Source organism: Isoptericola sp. NPDC057191, assembly GCF_042670225.1.
Lineage (GTDB): Bacteria > Actinomycetota > Actinomycetes > Actinomycetales > Cellulomonadaceae > Isoptericola.
Genome location: NZ_JBHUWC010000073.1, coordinates 1 through 18,082, shown reverse-complemented (window position 1 = coordinate 18,082; position 18,082 = coordinate 1). Strand labels below are relative to the sequence as shown.

At 73.7% G+C, this 18,082-nt stretch carries 15 protein-coding genes; 7 read left to right on the top strand and 8 right to left on the bottom strand.

The window, feature by feature from the left end; all coding sequences use genetic code 11:
* Window positions 1-144: 144 nt before the first annotated feature.
* Window positions 145-1,782, bottom strand: coding sequence for an FAD-dependent oxidoreductase (locus tag ACFT55_RS11145; protein ID WP_380243897.1), 1,638 nt, complete (start codon window positions 1,780-1,782; stop codon window positions 145-147).
* Between the two features lie 251 nt (window positions 1,783-2,033).
* Here ACFT55_RS11145 and ACFT55_RS11140 point away from each other — a divergent pair, with 251 nt between their 5' ends.
* Complete coding sequence (locus tag ACFT55_RS11140) at window positions 2,034-2,672, top strand: Rid family hydrolase (protein ID WP_380243896.1); 639 nt, start codon at window positions 2,034-2,036, stop codon at window positions 2,670-2,672.
* A 39-nt stretch (window positions 2,673-2,711) separates the two neighbouring features.
* Here ACFT55_RS11140 and ACFT55_RS11135 read toward each other — a convergent pair whose 3' ends face one another.
* Window positions 2,712-3,506 (bottom strand): exonuclease domain-containing protein, encoded by a 795-nt coding sequence (locus ACFT55_RS11135; protein ID WP_380243895.1) that lies wholly within the window; start codon window positions 3,504-3,506, stop codon window positions 2,712-2,714.
* Window positions 3,507-3,560: 54 nt separating this feature from the next.
* Between ACFT55_RS11135 and ACFT55_RS11130 the strand changes: the two genes are divergently transcribed.
* The 3 genes from ACFT55_RS11130 to ACFT55_RS11120 all read left to right on the top strand — a co-directional run bounded on the left by ACFT55_RS11130 (window position 3,561) and on the right by ACFT55_RS11120 (window position 6,846).
* Window positions 3,561-4,685: a GuaB3 family IMP dehydrogenase-related protein gene (locus ACFT55_RS11130; protein WP_380243894.1), complete on the top strand. Its 1,125-nt coding sequence runs from the start codon at window positions 3,561-3,563 to the stop codon at window positions 4,683-4,685.
* Window positions 4,682-5,125, top strand: coding sequence for a GNAT family acetyltransferase (locus ACFT55_RS11125; RefSeq protein ID WP_380243893.1), 444 nt, complete (start codon window positions 4,682-4,684; stop codon window positions 5,123-5,125). Before ACFT55_RS11130 ends, ACFT55_RS11125 begins: the two co-directional genes overlap by 4 nt.
* Before the next feature lie 98 nt (window positions 5,126-5,223).
* Window positions 5,224-6,846, top strand: coding sequence for a succinic semialdehyde dehydrogenase (locus ACFT55_RS11120; protein ID WP_380243892.1), 1,623 nt, complete (start codon window positions 5,224-5,226; stop codon window positions 6,844-6,846).
* Window positions 6,847-6,901: 55 nt separating this feature from the next.
* Here the strand turns inward: ACFT55_RS11120 and ACFT55_RS11115 are convergent, their stop codons facing one another.
* From ACFT55_RS11115 to ACFT55_RS11105, 3 genes are read right to left on the bottom strand one after another with little or no spacing between them, the layout of a single operon-like run.
* Window positions 6,902-7,567: a vancomycin high temperature exclusion protein gene (locus ACFT55_RS11115; RefSeq protein ID WP_380243891.1), complete on the bottom strand. Its 666-nt coding sequence runs from the start codon at window positions 7,565-7,567 to the stop codon at window positions 6,902-6,904.
* 9 nt (window positions 7,568-7,576) lie between these two features.
* Window positions 7,577-8,527 carry a DUF4031 domain-containing protein gene (locus ACFT55_RS11110; protein WP_380243890.1) on the bottom strand — a complete coding sequence of 317 codons (951 nt, stop codon included), beginning with the start codon at window positions 8,525-8,527 and terminating at the stop codon, window positions 7,577-7,579.
* Entirely contained in the window at window positions 8,524-9,846 is a 1,323-nt protein-coding gene (locus ACFT55_RS11105; protein WP_380243889.1) for a carboxylesterase family protein, read from the bottom strand. Before ACFT55_RS11105 ends, ACFT55_RS11110 begins: the two co-directional genes overlap by 4 nt.
* Before the next feature lie 71 nt (window positions 9,847-9,917).
* Here ACFT55_RS11105 and ACFT55_RS11100 point away from each other — a divergent pair, with 71 nt between their 5' ends.
* Window positions 9,918-10,436, top strand: a complete 519-nt coding sequence (locus tag ACFT55_RS11100) for a gluconokinase (RefSeq protein WP_380243888.1) — start codon at window positions 9,918-9,920, stop codon at window positions 10,434-10,436.
* Here ACFT55_RS11100 and ACFT55_RS11095 read toward each other — a convergent pair.
* Both ACFT55_RS11095 and pta read right to left on the bottom strand, forming a co-directional pair.
* The gene (locus tag ACFT55_RS11095; RefSeq protein ID WP_380243887.1) at window positions 10,423-11,697 is read right to left on the bottom strand and encodes an acetate/propionate family kinase; all 1,275 of its coding nucleotides are present in this window, start codon (window positions 11,695-11,697) and stop codon (window positions 10,423-10,425) included. The two genes, ACFT55_RS11100 and ACFT55_RS11095, sit on opposite strands and share 14 nt — an antisense overlap.
* The gene (gene pta, locus ACFT55_RS11090; protein WP_380243886.1) at window positions 11,694-13,826 is read right to left on the bottom strand and encodes a phosphate acetyltransferase; all 2,133 of its coding nucleotides are present in this window, start codon (window positions 13,824-13,826) and stop codon (window positions 11,694-11,696) included. Before pta ends, ACFT55_RS11095 begins: the two co-directional genes overlap by 4 nt.
* A gap of 314 nt (window positions 13,827-14,140) precedes the next feature.
* On the opposite strand from pta, the gene ACFT55_RS11085 reads away from it, so the two are divergent.
* Window positions 14,141-14,371 carry a hypothetical protein gene (locus ACFT55_RS11085; RefSeq protein WP_380243885.1) on the top strand — a complete coding sequence of 77 codons (231 nt, stop codon included), beginning with the start codon at window positions 14,141-14,143 and terminating at the stop codon, window positions 14,369-14,371.
* A gap of 78 nt (window positions 14,372-14,449) precedes the next feature.
* Here ACFT55_RS11085 and ACFT55_RS11080 read toward each other — a convergent pair whose 3' ends face one another.
* Entirely contained in the window at window positions 14,450-16,945 is a 2,496-nt protein-coding gene (locus tag ACFT55_RS11080; protein WP_380243884.1) for a phosphoketolase, read from the bottom strand.
* A gap of 169 nt (window positions 16,946-17,114) precedes the next feature.
* Here ACFT55_RS11080 and ACFT55_RS11075 point away from each other — a divergent pair, with 169 nt between their 5' ends.
* Window positions 17,115-18,014, top strand: a complete 900-nt coding sequence (locus ACFT55_RS11075) for an SURF1 family protein (protein WP_380243883.1) — start codon at window positions 17,115-17,117, stop codon at window positions 18,012-18,014.
* Window positions 18,015-18,082: the final 68 nt, after the last annotated feature.

Below are 18,082 nucleotides of genomic sequence, written 5' to 3'. Positions count from 1 at the left end.
AACCGGCCCGCGTCGCAAACGCACCCCCACCCCCACGCGGTCCATTTGCGGGTCGCGGCCCCAAACAACCCCGGCTTCTCCCCCCCACCCCCCCCGCCCGGGCCCCGCGCGGCCCGGGCCGTCGTCGTCCCCGGCGTCAGAGGGTCACGAGGCCATCACGCGGGCGTGCAGCGCCTGCACGGCGTAGCGCGCGGACCAGAAGGCGCCGTGCTGCCAGGCAGACACCTCCGACATCCAGTCGCCGGCGAAGTAGACGCGTCCGGCACCCTGCTGCAGTTGCTTGAAGCCCGCCGACACCGTGTTCGGGTACGCCCACGCCCCCTCGATGTAGGGCACCTTGTGCCAGGCGATGGAGAACGACGACTCCAGCTCGGAGCGGTACTTCTCGCCGTGGATCTTGACGCCCTGCTCGACGGCCCGGCGCTCCCGCTGGCGCGGCGTCAGGTCCGCATAGGTGCGGGCGTTCGTGCCCGTGTTGTAGTAGCCGACCATGAGACCCTTGCGCTCGCCGTAGCCGTACGACGGGTACCAGATGTGCGCGAGGTCCATGTCGGTCTCGGTGATGCCGCCGAAGATCCGGTGGTCGTCCTCCCACCAGCGCGACCGGTACTGCAGGCCGATCTTGCCCGCCGGGGAGCCGACGGCGAACTCGCCCAGGGCGGCGTCGATGCCCGCGCCCCAGTTGGTGTCCCAGCGGCGCATGACCCCGGCCGGGGCGGCGACGACCGCGAAGTCCGCCTCCAGCTGCCGTGCGCGCCCGTGCTGCGGCGTGTAGGTGACCCGCACGCCCCGGTCGGTGTTCTCGACCCCTGTCACCGGCGAGCTGAAGTGCACGTTGTGGGCCCCGATCGCCTTGACCAGGTACCGGTAGGTCGTGTCCATGCCGCCCTTGGGCTGGAACATGAGCATCGACTGCTCCCAGTTGATCTCGAAGGGGAAGTACTGCCCCACCTTCGAGGCGAGCACCTGAGAGACCGAGCCCGGACCGGGCAGGGGCGTGCCGTGCTCGTTCCACGCCGACGGGTAGGTCGCGAAGCCGCGGTTGTCCCCGCCGGCGTACGTGCCGTCCGCCTTCAGCGAGCCCCAGCTGCGCAGGAAGGAGCGCAGGTTCTCCTTGTCCTCGACGGTGAGCCGCTGGTCCAGCGCGCCCTGGTCGGTGGCGTAGGTGAGCAGCTCGGACGTGTACCCGAAGACGTCGGCCTTGGCGGTGCGGTAGCGCACGGGGTTCCCGGGCGTCGCGCCGGACCTCTCGTTGTAGAGGTAGGCATCGGCGTTCGCGTTGGTGAAGACCTCGTAGGGGACGCCCAGCTCGCGCAGGTAGTCCATCGTGACCATCCACTGGGCGATGCGACCGGCGCCGGCGTTCATGTAGATGCCGTCGTCGAAGCGGGCCGTCTGCGTGACGCCGTCGACGTCCGTCTCGGAGTCACCGCCCCGGATCGTCAGGGTGCGTCCGCCCGGCCGGTGCCGCGCCTCCAGGACGGTGACCCGGTACCCGGCCTTCTGCAGCTCGTAGGCCGACGCGAGGCCGGCCGGTCCCGCGCCGACCACGACGACCTTCTTGGCCGACCGTCCCGTCAGCGTGAAGTCGCCCTGGCGCGGCGGGACCCAGGCGGCCTCGCGGGGCTGGGCCGCGGCGGTGGGGGCGAGCCCGAGGGCGCCCATCGTCGCGAACATGACGCCTGCGCTGGATCCGACGCCGACGGCCTGGAGGAAGTTGCGGCGGGAGACGCCGGACGGGGAGCCGTCGGGGACGGCCTCGGGAGCGGTGTCGATGACCATGTGGCACTACCTCTCGTCTCGAAAGGTCTGACGGACGTGCGCGCCCGGCGGTGGCTGCCGGGTGCCGCCGACAGCACCGCCGCGACCGTAGGTGGCGCGCGTCACGTGCCGGGGTCGGGCGCGTTACGCGCCGGTCGCGCCCGGTAACGTCCTCGTTTCGCGTCATGCCGACGGCATCGGCGCAGGTCAGGGACTCGAGTTGGACCCTCGGCCGTCATCGGGGCGAAACGGTCCCTGGCTACGTTCCCCGCATGAGGAACCCCACCAAGATCGCCCTCGCCGTCGTCGTCACGGCCGCTGTCGCCGTGCCCGGAACTGCCGTCGCCGGCGCGCGGCTCTTCGAACCACGTCCCACGGAGGCGCACTCCTTCGTCACCGGCAGCACCGCCTCGATCGCCGACGGCGTCGCGATCGGAAAGAACGTCTCCTGGTACAAGTCGTCGGGCCTGGGGCCGTCGGCCCTGAACCGCGCCCCGGGGGCGTCCGCCGAGGAGCGGTACATCCCGACGGACGTCTTCCCCGGCGGCGAGCTGCCCGACGGGGTGACGATCACGGAGGCGCAGGGGATCAACGCCCTGATGCGCATCGGGGAGAACCTCGAGCGGGCGGGGCTGTCGTACGACGACGTCGTGTCCATGCGGGTGTTCCTGCAGAACCCCGACGGCGAGGAGGCGATGGACTTCGCGGGCTGGAACCGCGCCTACCGCCAGTTCTTCGCCAACACCGACCTCGGCACCGGCGACACCCTCGACGTGCGGCTCGGCTCGGCGACCACGAAGCCCATGGTCGTCAACGCGGCCCGGCCCTCGCGCTTCGCCCTCGAGATCGAGAACCTGCCTGTCGACGGGTGGCTCGTCGAGGTCGAGGTCGACGCCGTGTACGGCCGGTAGACGCCGTGCAGGGCCGGTAGGCCGCGGGCCGGCCGGAGGTCAGGGGCGCGCCTGCCCGTCCCGCCCGGCCCGGCCGGCTGCCGGCCACGCCGTCGAGGTCGGGGGACGGCCGCCGGCGTCCGCGGCCCGCTCGGCGTTGACCCGTTCGGCCCACGCCCGGTGCGCGCCCGCCTGCGCGGCGTGCAGCGCGTCGAGCGCGACGCCCCGCAGGTGCGGGTGCTGCACGAGCTGGGCGTCCAGGACGTCGAGCGTCGCCAGGACGTCGACGTCCGCCGTGTGCAGGTCGCCGTCGCCCTCGATCCCGTACAGGGCGCACAGGTCGCCGAGCCGGCGCTTGCCCTCCCGGGCGCCGTCGAGCCAGCGGTCGAGCACGAGCGGGTCGAGGACCGGTGCGACCGGTCGGCCGAAACGTTCGGGGACGGTGGGCAGGCCGTAGCGGGCGAGCTCCACGTCGAGCAGCGTCAGGTCGAACGCGGCGTTGTACGCGACGAGCGGGACGCCGTCGCGCACCTGCGCCACGAGGATCGCGGCGATCTCCTCGAGCGCGCCGATCGGCTCCCTCCCGTGCGCGCGGGCGTCGGACGTCGTGATGCCGTGGATGGCGGTGGCCTCCGCGGGGATCTCCACGCCCGGATCGAGCAGCCACGTCCGCACGGTGCTGTGGCCGCCCGGCGCGCGCAGCACGAGGGCCGCCGTGACGATGCGGTCGGTCGCGACGTCGAGGCCGGTGGTCTCCGTGTCGAAGCCGAGGAGGGGGCCGCGGGACCAGCCGGGCTCGGGCGGGGTCGCGGCGGGTGCCGCGCCCGCCGCCTGGTGCTCCGCGTACGTCGTCATGTCCACGGACTGTGCCACCGGCCACCGACAGGACCGCGCCGGTAGGCTGTCCTGGTGAGCAACGAGATCGAGATCGGGCGCGGAAAGCGCGGTCGCCGCGCATACTCCTTCGACGACATCGCGATCGTGCCCTCGCGGCGCACGCGCGACCCGAAGGACGTCTCCGTGGAGTGGCAGATCGACGCATACCACTTCGACCTGCCGATCCTGTCGGCACCCATGGACTCCGTGATGAGCCCCGCCACCGCCGTGGCGCTGGGCCACCACGGCGGCCTCGGCGTCCTCGACCTCGAGGGCCTGTGGACCCGGTACGAGTCGCCCGAGCTGCTGCTCGCCGAGATCCGCGACCTGCCCGCGGACGCCGCGACGCAGCGCATGCAGGAGATCTACGCCGAGCCGATCAAGGCCGAGCTGATCACGCAGCGCCTCAAGGAGGTCCGCGCCGCGGGGGTCACCGTCGCGGGCGCGCTCTCGCCGCAGCGCACGCAGGAGCACTACCAGACGGTGGTCGACGCCGGGGTGGACCTGTTCGTCATCCGCGGCACCACCGTCTCCGCCGAGCACGTCTCCGGCAACGCCGAGCCGCTGAACCTCAAGCGGTTCATCTACGAGCTCGACGTGCCGGTCGTGGTCGGCGGCGCCTCCACGTACACGGCGGCGCTGCACCTCATGCGCACCGGCGCGGCCGGCGTCCTCGTCGGCTTCGGCGGCGGTGCTGCCCACACCACGCGCGTGGGCCTCGGCATCCACGCCCCGATGGCCACGGCCGTGTCCGACGTCGCCGCGGCCCGCCGGGACTACCTCGACGAGTCCGGCGGCCGGTACGTGCACGTCATCGCCGACGGTGGCGTGGGCCTCTCCGGCGACATCGTCAAGGCCGTCGCCTGCGGCGCCGACGCCGTCATGCTGGGCGCGGCGCTCGCGCGGGCGTCCGAGGCGCCGGGTCAGGGCTGGCACTGGGGCCCCGAGGCGCACCACGCGGTGCTGCCCCGCGGCGAGCGGGTGTCGGTCGGCACGGCGGGCACGCTCGAGCAGATCCTCTTCGGGCCCAGCAGCACCGCGGACGGCACCCTCAACCTCGTCGGCGCGCTGCGGCGGGCCATGGCGACGACCGGCTACTCCGACCTCAAGGAGTTCCAGCGGGTCGAGGTCGTCGTGTCGCCGTACCAGCCGCGGTGACGGCCGAGGCCACGACGCGGGACCTGCTCGGTGTGGCGTTCCGGGAGGTCGCCGACGGTGACGTCGAGCAGGTGGTCGCGCTGTGGGAGGCCTGCGGGCTGACCCGGCCCTGGAACGACCCGCGGCAGGACGTCGTCGACGCGCGGACCAACCCGACCTCGACCGTCCTGGTCGGCGCGGCGGGAGACCGCGTGGTCTCCTCCGTGATGGCGGGCTACGACGGGCACCGCGGCTGGCTGTACTACGTGGCGGTCTCCCCGGACGTGCAGCGAGGCGGCCTGGGCCGCGCCACGGTGGCCGCCGCCGAGGACTGGCTGCGCCGGCAGGGCGTGCGCAAGGTGCGCCTCATGGTGCGGCACGGGAACGAGCGGGTCCTGGGGTTCTACGACGGGCTCGGCTACACCGACGCCGACTGCGTCGTGCTCGGGCGCGACCTGTAGCGACGGGCGCCGCCGCCGCGAGGGTCCTCGTCCCGCTGAGAGCGAACCCTGAGGCGGGGGTGGTGGTGCTGTCGGACGATCCGCGTAGGGTGTCGGCCATGTCCACCGCGCACGAGGGCGAAGGCGCTCTCGGGGAACTTCTGGACCCCGAGCTGCCCGCCGCCACCTATGTCCTGGAGCCCGACGTCGTGGAGCCGCTGACGCGGCGCATCGTCACCTCCCACACCGTCGGGACCCACCGCTCGACGCTGCCCTTCACCGGCGCGCCCCTCGCGGCGTTCCCCCTCTCGTCGCCCGACGACGTGGCGGCCGCCGTCGACCGTGCGCGCGCCGCGCAGCAGGACTGGGCGCGCACCACGGTCGCGGACCGCACGGCCGTGCTCGACCGCCTCGGCGCGCTGGTGCTGGAGCGGCAGTCGGAGATCCTGGACCTCGTCCAGATGGAGTCGGGCAAGGCGCGGCGCAGCGCGTTCGAGGAGGTCGCCGACGTCGCCATCGCGTGCCGGCACTACGCCGTGCGCGGGGCGGCCTACCTGGGCGCACGCCGGGTGCCGGGCATGCTCCCCGTCCTCACCGGCGTGCGGGTGCACCGCCGGCCGGTGGGCGTCGTCGGCGCGATCGCCCCGTGGAACTACCCGTTGTCGCTGGTGCTCTCCGAGGCCGTGCCCGCGCTGCTCGCCGGCAACGCCGTGGTGCTCAAGCCGGACCCCCAGACGACGCTGTCGGCCCTCTGGGTCGCAGAGGTCCTCCAGGACGCCGGCCTCCCCGACGACCTCTTCCTCGTCGTGGCCGGCGGCGGCGACATCGGCGCCGCGCTGGTCGAGCACGTGGACCACATCGCGTTCACCGGGTCGACCGCGACGGGCCGCAAGGTCGCGGCGCGGGCGGGGGAGCGGCTCATCGGCACCACGCTCGAGCTGGGCGGCAAGAACCCGCTGTACGTCGCCGCGGACGCCGACCTCGACTCGGCGGTCCCCGGCGTGGTGCGGGCCTGCTTCTCCAACTCGGGCCAGCTGTGCATGTCCATCGAGCGCCTGGTGCTGCACGAGCGGATCGCCGACGCCTTCCTGGAGAGGTTCACCGCGGCCGTCCGTGAGCTCACGCTCGGCACGGCGCTCGACTACACGGCGGACGTCGGCTCGCTGGTCTCCGCCGCCCAGCTCGAGCGCGTCACCCGTCACGTGGACGACGCGCTCGCCAAGGGCGCCCGGGCGCTCGTCGGAGGCGTCCACCGGTCCGACGTCGGGCCCTACTTCTACGCCCCGACCGTGCTGGACAACGTCCCCGAGGACGCCCTCTGCGCCCGTGAGGAGACGTTCGGGCCGGTCGTCGCGGTGACCAGGGTGGCGTCCGACGACGAGGCCGTGCGGGTCATGAACGACACGGAGTTCGGTCTGAACGCGAGCATCTGGTCGACGGACGTCGGGCGGGCGAAGCGCCTCGCGGCGCGGGTCGAGTCCGGCACCGTGGTGATCAACGACGGCTACGCCTCCGCCTGGGGGTCCGCCGCCGCGCCCATGGGCGGGTTCAAGGCCTCCGGGCAGGGCCGTCGGCACGGGCGCGAGGGCGTCGAGGCGGTGACGGAGGTCCAGACCGTCGCGCTGCAGCGCGGCGCGCGGTTCGGCGCCACCCTGGACAGCCTGTACGCCCTCGGGGGCGAGACGCCGAGCAAGGTGCTGAGCGTCGCGCTCGGCGCGATGCGGCGGCTCCGCCTGCCCTGACCACGGGCTGACGCCGCCCCGCCCCGGCCCGGGCGTCGGGGCGTGGGCGCGGCGGTCAGGCCCCGAGCTCGCGCACCGCGGCGCGCCACGAGGCGGGGACCTCGCGCACGTGCCACCAGACCCAGTGGCGCGGTGTGGCGCTCGCGGACGAGACCCCCACGCCCTGGGCGTCCAGCCCCGCACGGACGCAGCTGAACAGGGCGCGACGCAGGTGGTAGTCCTGCGTGACGACGACGGCGGTGCGCGCGCCGGTCAGCTCGGCGGTGCGGCGGCACGACGCCGTGGTGTCGAGGCCCTCGCGGTCCAGGGTGAGTGCCTCGTCGGGCACGCCCCGCCCGAGGATCCACTCGCGCATTGACGCCGGCTCGTCGTACGGCGTGCCGTCGCGACGCGGCTGGCCGTCGCCGCTGAGCACGACCCGGTCCGCGGCACCCGCGTGGTACAGCTCCGCCGCGGCGTCGAGCCGGCGGCGCAGGTACGGCGAGGGCGTCCCGTCGGCGCGCAGCCCGGCACCGAGCACGAGGATCGCGTCCACCGGCTCGACGTCCCGCACCGACGACCGCACGCGCGCCTGGCCGGTGAGCTGCACCCACACGACCGGCACGGCCACGACCACGGCGAGGACGCCGGCCGTCACCGCCGCCACCAGGAGCGTCCGCCGCCGTCGACGGCGTGGCGGCGGTGCGGTGCGCGTGCCGGCAGCGGGTGTCGTCGAGGTCACGTCCGCAACCTAGCGCCCGTCCTCGTGCCCGTCCTGGAGGCCGTCCCGTTCGGCGCGCAGGTTGCGGGCGGCAGCCGCCGACCAGCGCTCCGCCGCGGCGGGGGAGCGGAACAGGGAAGGGAGGCCGGCGAGCTGGTCCAGCACCGCGGCGCGGCCGGCCCGGAACGCGTCGTCCGGCACGTGCCCGTACTCGGCCCGCACCTGTGCGGCGTAGCGGGCGTAGCGGCCCGGGTCGGCCCCGAGCACGGCGAGGTCGGCGTCGCTGACGAGCGCGCCGGTGGTGTCGTCGGTGGTCGGGGCGTGGTCGGTGGTCACGAGCACGAGCCGCGCGACCTCGTCGACGTCGGCGCGCGTCAGGTCGCCCCCGCGCCCGGCGAGGCGGACCCGCCCCGTGAGGGGTCCGAGCAGCCGGTCGACGAGCGCCGCCGAGCGCTCTTCGTCGCGGCCCGCCTCGCCGTCGTGCACCGCGTCGTGGAACCACAGCGCGACGGTCGCGTGCCAGGCGTCCCCGGGAGCGCCGTCGGCGGCCAGCACGTCGAGCGCGTCGAGGGCGTCGGCCAGGTGGAGCCGGGAGTGGTAGACGCGGTGCGGCTCCCGCCAGCGGTCCACCAGGTCCTGCCCGACGAGGTCGGCACCGGAGGAGCCCGGCTCCCACAGGCGTGCCCAGCGGGCGAGCAGCGTGGGACGGGCGGCGCGCCGGCGCTCCCATCCCGGGACGCGCAGCACGGAGCGGGAGAGCCGCCGGGACAGCTCGCCGCCCGTCACGGGGACGGCGCCCGCGGCGACGAGGGTGTCGTGCAGGTCGGCGGGCACGTCGTAGTGGTCGAGGTCGAACGCACGGTCGCGCACCCCCTGGGCGCGGGCGAACGTCCGCAGCTCGTGCAGGGACGTGTCCGAGACGAGGTGCGACCAGAGCGTGCCGTGGGCAGGCCATGTGGGCGGGTCCAGCCAGAGCGTCATCGGACCACCCGCCGGTACGTGAGCGCCCCCGGCACCTCGCCGCCGTCGCCCAGGTCCTCCCCGCGAGCGAACGCGCCCCACACCGCGCGGACCTGGCGAGCGCTGCGCTGCAGGTCCTCCCAGGCGGCGCCGTCGGTGAGCGCCGCCGTCGCCCACGCCTTCTCGTCACCGAAGAGGAGCGGGAGGTCGACCATGTGCGCGGCGCCCCACGGGTTGCCGGGGGCCGCCCACGTCACCACGTACCGGTGCGCGACGCCCCCGGCAGCGGCGTGCCGGGCGGCGAACCGCCGCGCGGGGCGGCCGTAGATCCGCTCCGTCACGGCCGCGACCAGCGCTCGCCGCACCCACGGGCCGACGACCGGCAGCCCGACGGCCCGCCGTACCGCAGGCAGCCGACGGACGAACAGCCGGGCCTCCTCGGCGGTGTGGCCGACGAGCAGCGTGACCTGCGGGGCGGCGGCCTCCCAGGCGGCCTCGACCTCGTCCTCCGGCGGCAGCGGGTCATGGCCGTACTGCGTGCCGAACGGCATCGCGGCGCGCAGCCCGGCACCCCGGGCGACCCTCTCCAGCCGCGCCTCGGCGGCCACCACGGCCTCCACCGGGGTCCGCGCGGAGACGCCCGCAGCGGCGCGCGCCATGTCGGCGTTCATCCGCGCGCGGCCGCGCGAGAGCCCGAGGGGCGCGCTCTGCACGATCGCGCGGGAGAACAGCCCCGCAGCACCCGCCACGGCCATGAGGTGCGCCACGGCGTCACCGCCCGCGGACTGGCCGAACAGCGTGACCCGCGCGGGGTCCCCGCCGAACGCGGCGATGTTGCGCCGCACCCAGCGCAACGCCTCCAGCTGGTCGAGCAGACCGAGGTTCGCGGGCCGGTCGGGCCCGACGCCGAGGTAGCCGAACAGGCCCAGGCGGTAGGTGACCGTCACGACGACGACCCGCTGCTCGGCGACCAGGGGACGTGGGTCCATGATCGGCACGTCCCCCGCCCCCGTGGTGTACGAGCCGCCGTGGATCCACACCATGACGGGCAGGCGCTCGTCCGGCCCGGCGTCGGCGGGCATCGTCACCGACAACCGCTGGCAGTGCTCGTCGACGGGCACGCCGGCACCCGCCGGGCCCAGCACCTCGTCGAGGAACGGCACCGGGCCCTGCGGGCACGCGGGCGACCAGGAGGTCGCCTCGAGCACCTCGGTCCGGTCGGGGAGCGGCACGGGCGGCCGGAACCGGTCGGCGTGCGCGTAGGGGATGCCGGTGGCGCGGCGGACGTCGCCGTCCGCCCAGCCGTGGACCGGCCCGCAGGGTGGCGTGAAGTGCAGCATCGCCGTCGAGAGTAGACCGGGACGCGGGGTCCGGCTTGCGGCCGGGGGCCGCCGCCGGGGATGCTCACCGGATGAGCACCCACGGGGACGGCACCCACCTGGTCGTCATGGGCGTCGCGGGGTCCGGGAAGACCACGGTCGCGGCGCTGCTCGCGAAGCGGCTGGACCTGGCGCTCGCCGAGGCGGACGACTTCCACCCGCCCGCCAACGTCGCCAAGATGCACGCCGGCCACCCCCTCACCGACGAGGACCGGGCGCCGTGGCTCCTCGCCATCCGCGACTGGCTCGACGAGCAGACGGCCGCGGGCCGGCACGCCGTCGTCACCTGCTCGGCGCTCAAGCGCGCCTACCGCGACGTGCTGCGCACCGCCCGCGGCCCCGTGCGGTTCGTGCACCTGGACGGCAGCCGCGAGCTGCTGGAGGAGCGCATCTCCGCCCGGCAGGGCCACTTCATGCCGCCGTCGCTGCTCGACTCGCAGCTCGACACCCTCGAGCCGCTCGACCCCGACGAGGACGGGTTCACCGTCGGCATCGAGGACGAGCCCGAGGAGATCGCGGACCAGGTCGTGGAGCGCCTCAGCCGGCGGTGACCGACGCCGCCGGGCCCAGGTGCTCCACGGCCTCCACGCACTGCCGGGCGATCGCCAGCTCCTCCATCGTCGGGATCACCATCACGAGCGTCGACGTCCAGTCGGGGGAGATGATCCGCTCCCCGCCGGCTGCCGCGGTGTTGCGCTCCGGGTCGACGGCGATCCCCATGCCCTCCAGGCCCTCGCAGACGGCGGCCCGCACCGCCGCGTCGTTCTCCCCGACGCCCGCCGTGAACGCGACGACGTCCACCCGGCCGAGCAGCGCGGCGTAGGCGCCCACGTACTTCTTGAGACGGTGCACGTACACGTCGAAGGCCAGGGCGGCGTCCTCGTCGCCGTCGTCGATCAGCCGCCGCAGCTCGCGGAAGTCGTTCACCCCCGACAGGCCCAGCATCCCCGAGCGCTTGTTGAGCAGGGTGTCGAGCTCGTCGATGCTCATGCCGGCGTTGCGGGCCAGGTGGAAGACGACGGCCGGGTCGACGTCGCCCGACCGGGTGCCCATCACCAGCCCCTCCAGCGGCGTCAGACCCATCGACGTGTCGATCGGCACCCCGCCGGCCACCGCCGAGGCCGACGCGCCGTTGCCCAGGTGCAGCACGATGGTGTGCAGGTCCTGCACGCGCCGCCCCAGCACGCGCGCCACCTTGCCCGCCACGTACTGGTGGCTGGTGCCGTGGAACCCGTACCGGCGCACGTCGTGCTCCTGGGCGACCGTGCGGTCGATCGCGTACGTGTACGCCTCCGCCGGCAGCGCCTGGAAGAAGGCGGTGTCGAAGACGGCGACGTGCGGCACGTCGGACAGCAGCTCGCGCGCCACCCGGATGCCCTGCACGTTGGCGGGGTTGTGCAGCGGCGCCAGCGGCACCAGCGCGTCGATGCGGGCCACGACGTCGTCGTCCACCACGACCGGCCCCGAGAACTCCGCACCCCCGTGCACCACCCGGTGCCCCACGGCGTAGATCCCGGCGTCGGCCAGCCGCGGCCCGATCTCGTCGAACATGCCGAGCGCGAGCCGCAGCGCCTCGCCGTGGTCCGGCACCTCCAGCTCCCGGCGGGTCCGGTTGCCGGCGAACGTGTGCGTGACGATGCCTGCGGGCTCGCCGATGCGCTCGATCGTGCCCGCCGCGATCGCCTCCCCGCCCACCGGGTTGACCAGCTGGTACTTCAGGGACGACGACCCCGAGTTCAGCACCAGCACCGACCCGTGCGCCCCGTACGCGCTGTACGGGGTGGGTCGTTCGGACTCGGGGACGATGCTCATGCGGAGGCCTCCTCGACGTCGGCGTGCGCCAGGGCCTGTGCCTGGATCGCGGTGATGGCGACGGTGTTGACGATGTCGGCCACGAGCGCGCCGCGCGACAGGTCGTTCACCGGCTTGTTCAGTCCCTGCAGCACCGGGCCGACGGCGACCGCCCCCGCGGACCGCTGCACGGCCTTGTAGGTGTTGTTGCCCGTGTTGAGGTCCGGGAAGACGAACACGGTGGCCCGCCCCGCCACCGAGGACTCCGGCAGCTTGGACGCCGCGACGGACGCGTCGACGGCGGCGTCGTACTGGATCGGCCCCTCCACGGACAGGTCGGGACGGCGCTCGCGGACCAGCTCCGTGGCCGCGCGCACCTTGTCGACGTCGGCGCCCGAGCCGGACGTGCCCGTGGAGTAGGACAGCATCGCGACCTTCGGGTCGACGCCGAACTGCGCCGCCGTGGCCGACGACGAGATCGCGATGTCCGCGAGCTGCTCCGACGTCGGGTCGGGGATGACGGCGCAGTCGCCGTACACGAGCACCCGGTCCGTGAGACACATGAGGAACACGGAGGACACGACCGAGACGCCGGGCTGGGTCTTGACGATCTCGAACGACGGCCGGATGGTGTGCGCCGTCGTGTGCGCGGCGCCCGAGACCATCCCGTCGGCGAGGCCGAGGTGGACCATCATCGTGCCGAAGTACGACACGTCCGTGACGATCTCGCGAGCCCGCTCCACCGTCATCCCCTTGTGCGCGCGGAGCTTCGCGTACTCCGTCGCGAAGAGCTCGACGTGCTCGGGGTCCGTCGGGGCGAGCACCGTGGCCGCGGCGATGTCGAGCCCGAGCTCGGCGGCCCGCGCCCGGATCGCGGTCTCGTCGCCCAGGATCACGAGGTCCGCGATGCCGCGGGCCAGCACCGTCGACGCGGCGCGCAGGATGCGGTCGTCGTCGCCCTCGGGCAGCACGACCCGCCGCCGGTCGCCGCGGGCGCGCTCGATGAGCTCGTACTCGAACATCAGCGGCGTCACGACGCGCGTGCGCGGCAGGTCGAGCCGTGCCAGCAGCGCCGCCCCGTCCACGTGCTGCTCGAAGAGCGCTCGTGCGACGTCGACCTTGCGGGTCGAGGCGACCGTGACGAAGCCGTGCGTCTCCGCTGCGCGGCGGGCCGCCCGGAACGTGTCGAGCGCGGTCGCGACGACGGGCACGCGCGGCCCGAGCGCGGACAGGAGCTGCGCGATCACGCCCCGCGGCACGTACCCGCCGGTGAGCACGATGCCCGCCAACGACGGGAACGTGGCGGCGGCGTGCGCCGACAGCAGGCCCAGCAGCACGTCCGACCGGTCGCCGGGGAGGATGACGACGGCCCCGTCGGTGAGGTGGTCGAGCACGTGCTCGAACGACATCGCCCCGACGATGACCTCCAGCGCCTCCCGGTTCAGCAGGTCGGGGTCCCCGAGCATGAGCGTGCCCTCGACCGCCTCGGTGAGCCGGCCCACCGTGGGAGCGTGCAGGAAGGGCTCCTCGGGGATGGTCCACACCGGGAGGTCGAGGTCGCCCAGCAGCACCGTCGCGCCCGCGCCGAGCACCCCGGGGGCGCAGCGGTTCACGACGACGCCCACCGGCTGCGCGTGGTTGGCGCGCAGCTCGGAGACGCTGAGCCGGGTCAGGGCGCGCACCTCCTCGGCGGAGCGGTCCCGGCCCGACGTCACGAGCAGCACCGGGGCGCCCAGGTTGGCCGCGACGCGGGCGTTGAACGCCAGCTCCGTGGCGCCCGTGACGTCCGTGTAGTCGGTGCCCACCACCACGACGGCGTCGCACCGCTCCGCGACCGCGTGGTAGCGGTCCAGGATGCGCGCCAGGGCGGCCTCCGGGTCGGCGTGCACGTCGTCGTACGTGACGCCGACCGCGTCCTCGTAGGCGAGGTCCACGCCGTCGTGCTGCAGCAGCATCTCGAGCACGTGGTCGCGCGGGGCGTCGCCGCCCGCGTCCGACGCCGGCGGCGACGGCACACGAGAGACGGCCCGGAACACGCCGACGCGGGAGACCTGCCGGACCAGCAGGTCCAGGACGCCGAGCGCCACGGTGGACTTGCCGGTCTCGCCCTCGGGAGAGGCGATGTAGATGCTGCGGGTCTGCGTGCTCACCAGGCGGCTCCGTGTCGGTCGGCGTTGTCACCATTCCATCGCATCGGACCCGGCGCCGCACCGGGATGCGGCGTCGGGTTCGTCACGGCCCGAGGGTTCCACGCGACCCGGTGCTCCCTGGACGAGTCGGGTCATGATGGCGACCCACGCTGCTCCGCGCCACCACCGTCCAGGATCCGCAAGTCCCCCTCTGCGGCCGCGGTGACGCGGCACGATCTAGCATGTCGACGACGAGTCGGACGCGTCAGTCGAGGGCGCACGGAAGCCCCGTGGCGCACGAGCCGTCCGGGACCGGCCGCGAAAGGAGCAGGGTGATGCCACGGCTTTCTGCTTCCGCGATGCTCTGGGTCGGAGCTTCCGCGCTGGTGCTGGGGGTCGTGGGGCAAGCGTTCGTGATCGCGATGCCCACGGGTAGCACCTTCCTGGCGCAGGTCTGGGGCGGCGGCGCACTCTGGATCCAGTCCCTGGCCACCCTGCTGGAGATGTTCGGGGTGGCGTTCGTCGTCGCGGCGTTCGTGGTGCGTCACTTCGACGGGCGGGAGTAGCGACAGGGGAGTCAGCCCCGTGGCGACGCGTCGGCCGTCACCGGCCTCGATCGTCGCCGCCACGGGGGACTCGTCACATCACTCGTTGTCGCCGCCCGTCGCTGCCGCCGCGTCGTACTGCGGGCCGCCGCTCTCGGTGCCCGTCTCGCCGACGTCCGGCCACACCCAGTCGCGCACCTCCGGGATGTCTTCGCCGTGCTGGCGCGTGTACTGCCGGGCGGCCAGGCGGGCGTCGACCATCTCCTGCCGCAGGCCCGCGTACCGCGAGCGCAGCGACGGCACCCGGTCGATGACGTCGACCACGAGGTGGTAGCGGTCGATGTCGTTGAGCATCGCCATGTCGAAGGGCGTCGTCGTGGTGCCCTCCTCCTTGTAGCCGCGCACGTGGATGTTCGCGTGGTTGGTGCGGCGGTAGGTCAGGCGGTGGATGAGCCACGGGTAGCCGTGGTAGTTGAAGATCACCGGGCGGTCGGCCGTGAACAGGGTGTCGAAGTCCTTGTCCGACAGGCCGTGCGGGTGCTCCTTCTCGTCCTGCAGCCGCATGAGGTCGACCACGTTCACCACCCGGACCTTGAGGTCCGGGATGCATTGGCGCAGGATGTCGGCGGCCGCGAGCACCTCCAGGGTCGGGACGTCGCCCGCCGCGCCGAGCACGACGTCGGGCTCCTGCCCCTCGACCTCCGTGCCCGCCCAGTCCCAGATGCCCAGGCCGCGCGAGCAGTGCGCGATCGCCTGCTCCATCGTGAGGAACTGCGGTGCCGGCTGCTTGCCCGCCACCACGACGTTCACGTACTGGCGGCTGCGCAGGCAGTGGTCGTAGGTGGACAGCAGGGTGTTCGCGTCCGGCGGCAGGTACACCCGGACGATCTCGGCCTTCTTGTTCACGACGTGGTCGATGAACCCGGGGTCCTGGTGGCTGAAGCCGTTGTGGTCCTGGCGCCACACGTGGCTCGACAGGAGGTAGTTGAGGCTCGCGACCGGCCGCCGCCACGGGATGTGGTTGGTGACCTTGAGCCACTTGGCGTGCTGGTTGAACATCGAGTCGACGATGTGGATGAAGGCCTCGTAGCTGGTGAACAGGCCGTGGCGCCCCGTGAGCAGGTAGCCCTCCAGCCAGCCCTGGCACTGGTGCTCGCTGAGCATCTCCATCACGCGGCCGACGCGGGCGAGGTGCTCGTCGACGTCGGGCCCGTAGAACTCGGCGTTCCACTGCTTGTCGGTGACCTCGTAGACCGCCTGGAGGCGGTTGGACGCCGTCTCGTCCGGGCCGAAGATGCGGAAGTTGTCCGGGTTGAGCCGCACGACGTCGGTCAGCCACTGCCCCAGGACGCGCGTGGCCTCGGCGACCGAGCCACCGGGCCCGGCGACGTCCACGGCGTAGTCACGGAAGTCCGGCAGCCGCAGGTCCTTGAGCAGCAGCCCGCCGTTGGTGTGCGGGTTGCCGCTCATACGCAGCTCGCCCGTCGGCGCCTGCTCGGCGATCTCCGGCAGCAGCCGTCCCTCGGTGTCGAACAGCTCGTGCGCCCGGTAGGACTCGAGCCAGCCGCGCAGCACCTCGAGGTGCTCGGGGGTGTCCCGGGCGCTGGCGAGCGGGACCTGGTGGGCGCGCCACGAGTCCTCGGTCTTCTTGCCGTCGATGACGGGCGGGCAGGTCCAGCCCTTGGGCGTGCGGAAGACGATCATCGGCCACGCGGGTCGCTCCTCGCTGCCCGCGGCAGCCTCGGCCTTGATCCGGGCGATGTGGTCGAGGACCTCGTCGAGGAGCTGCGCGAACCGGCGGTGCGCCGCCTCGTGGTCCTCGCCGTCGAACCCGCCGACGAAGAAGTACGGGGTGTGCCCGTAGCCGATCATCAGGTCGCGCAGCTCGTCGTCGCTGATCCGCGCCAGCACCGTCGGGTTGGCGATCTTGTAGCCGTTGAGGTGCAGGATCGGCAGGACGACGCCGTCGGTCACCGGGTTGACGAACTTGTTCGAGTGCCAGCTCGTGGCGAGCGGGCCGGTCTCGGCCTCGCCGTCGCCGACGACCGCCGCCACCAGCAGGTCGGGGTTGTCGAACGCGGCGCCGTACGCGTGGCTCAGGGCGTAGCCCAGCTCGCCGCCCTCGTGGATGGATCCCGGTGTCTCCGGCGCGACGTGCGAGGGGATCCCGCCAGGGAAGGAGAACTGGCGGAACAGGCGCCGCAGCCCCTCGTCGTCCTGGGTGATGTCCGAGTAGGTCTCGGAGTACGTGCCCTCGAGGTACGAGTTCGCGACGAGGCCGGGGCCGCCGTGCCCGGGGCCGGCGACGTAGATCGTGGACTGCTCGCGCTCCTTGATCGCCCGGTTGAGGTGGGCGTACAGGAAGTTGAGGCCCGGCGTGGTGCCCCAGTGCCCGAGCAGGCGCGGCTTGACGTGGTCGCGGATGAGCGGCTCGCGCAGCAGCGGGTTGTCGAGCAGGTAGATCTGGCCCACGGACAGGTAGTTCGCCGCCCGCCACCACCGGTCGATCCGGTCGATCGTGTCGGCCGAGAGCTCGGCGCCCTCGCCGGCGCGCCACGGCGCGGGGTGGACGGACGGGGTGGTCGTGGTGCTCATCACACGCTCCAGTGGCTCGGGGAAGGCCAGCGCCTTCATTCCACCCCACCGTGGAGGACCGCGCAGCACGACCCGCGAGGTCAGGGGAGTGACGTCGATCTGGCGGTCCGTCAAGTGCCGGGAGCGTGCGGATTCCTTGCGGGGGTCGCACGCCGATTACCGTGGTGCCGTGCCCAGCCCCCAGCCCGCCCGCAGGTCGTTCTGGGCGGTGGCCGTCCAGCCCCGCATGATCGGGATCCTGCTCCTCTTCCTGCTCGCCGCCGCCGTCTGCGGGCGGCTCGGTGTGTGGCAGCTCGACCGTGCCTACCAGCGCGCCGAGCTGGCCGCGCAGCAGGAGGCCGCGGAGCAGGCGGCCCAGGGTCCCGAGGCGCTCGGCGACCTGCTGCCGCCGCAGACGTCGTTCCCCGGCGAGCTGGTGGGCACCGAGACCTGGGTGACCGGGACGTACGAGCCCGAGGGGCAGATGCTCGTGGCCGGTCGCTCGCTCGGCGGCCGCACCGGCTACCTGGTCCTGACGCCCCTGCGCGTCTCGGACGACGGGACGGGCGGCGCGTCGTGGTCCGACCTGTCCGGCGCTCCCGTGCTGCCCGTCGTCCGCGGCTGGGTGGACTCGCCCACCCCGGACGCCGCCGCCCTCGACGTACCCGCGGGGCAGGTGCGCGTCACGGGCTGGCTGCAGGCGTCGGAGTCCGCGCTGGAGGGCGGCGAACCCCTGCCCGACAACCCCGACGGGCCGCCGCTGACCGACTCCATCGCCACCGGCTCGCTCGTCAACACCTGGGGCGGCCCGATCTACTCCGGCTACGTGGTGCTGACGTCGTCCGACCCGGCACAGGCCGCCGCAGCCCAGGGCGGCCCGGCCATGCTCCCGCGGCCCGTGCTCGAGGGCAGCGACGGCGTCAACCTGCAGAACCTGTTCTACGCGTTGCAGTGGTGGGTCTTCGGCCTCTTCGCCGTGCTGCTGTGGGTGCGGCTGGTGCGTGACGAGGCCGCCGGCACGCGCCGCGGCCGCACGCACGACGGCTCCGACGACCCCGTCGGCACCGGCATCGCGGGCCTCCCCGGCTGACCGCTCCCGGCATCGTGCGTGCTGACTTGATCCTCAAACCGACGGTTTGAGGATCAACTCAGCACGCA

Excerpts from the sequence above, each read along its gene's own strand:
- ACFT55_RS11110 (WP_380243890.1), bottom strand. The coding sequence starts at position 8,527 with ATGACGCTCTGGCTGGACCCGCCCACATGGCCTGCCCACGGCACGCTC.
- ACFT55_RS11085 (WP_380243885.1), top strand. The coding sequence starts at position 14,141 with ATGCCACGGCTTTCTGCTTCCGCGATGCTCTGGGTCGGAGCTTCCGCG.
- ACFT55_RS11140 (WP_380243896.1), top strand. The coding sequence starts at position 2,034 with ATGAGGAACCCCACCAAGATCGCCCTCGCCGTCGTCGTCACGGCCGCT.
- ACFT55_RS11100 (WP_380243888.1), top strand. The coding sequence starts at position 9,918 with ATGAGCACCCACGGGGACGGCACCCACCTGGTCGTCATGGGCGTCGCG.
- ACFT55_RS11080 (WP_380243884.1), bottom strand. The coding sequence starts at position 16,945 with ATGAGCACCACGACCACCCCGTCCGTCCACCCCGCGCCGTGGCGCGCC.
- ACFT55_RS11095 (WP_380243887.1), bottom strand. The coding sequence starts at position 11,697 with ATGAGCATCGTCCCCGAGTCCGAACGACCCACCCCGTACAGCGCGTAC.
- ACFT55_RS11120 (WP_380243892.1), top strand. The coding sequence starts at position 5,224 with ATGTCCACCGCGCACGAGGGCGAAGGCGCTCTCGGGGAACTTCTGGAC.
- ACFT55_RS11135 (WP_380243895.1), bottom strand. The coding sequence starts at position 3,506 with ATGACGACGTACGCGGAGCACCAGGCGGCGGGCGCGGCACCCGCCGCG.
- ACFT55_RS11145 (WP_380243897.1), bottom strand. The coding sequence starts at position 1,782 with ATGGTCATCGACACCGCTCCCGAGGCCGTCCCCGACGGCTCCCCGTCC.
- ACFT55_RS11105 (WP_380243889.1), bottom strand. The coding sequence starts at position 9,846 with ATGCTGCACTTCACGCCACCCTGCGGGCCGGTCCACGGCTGGGCGGAC.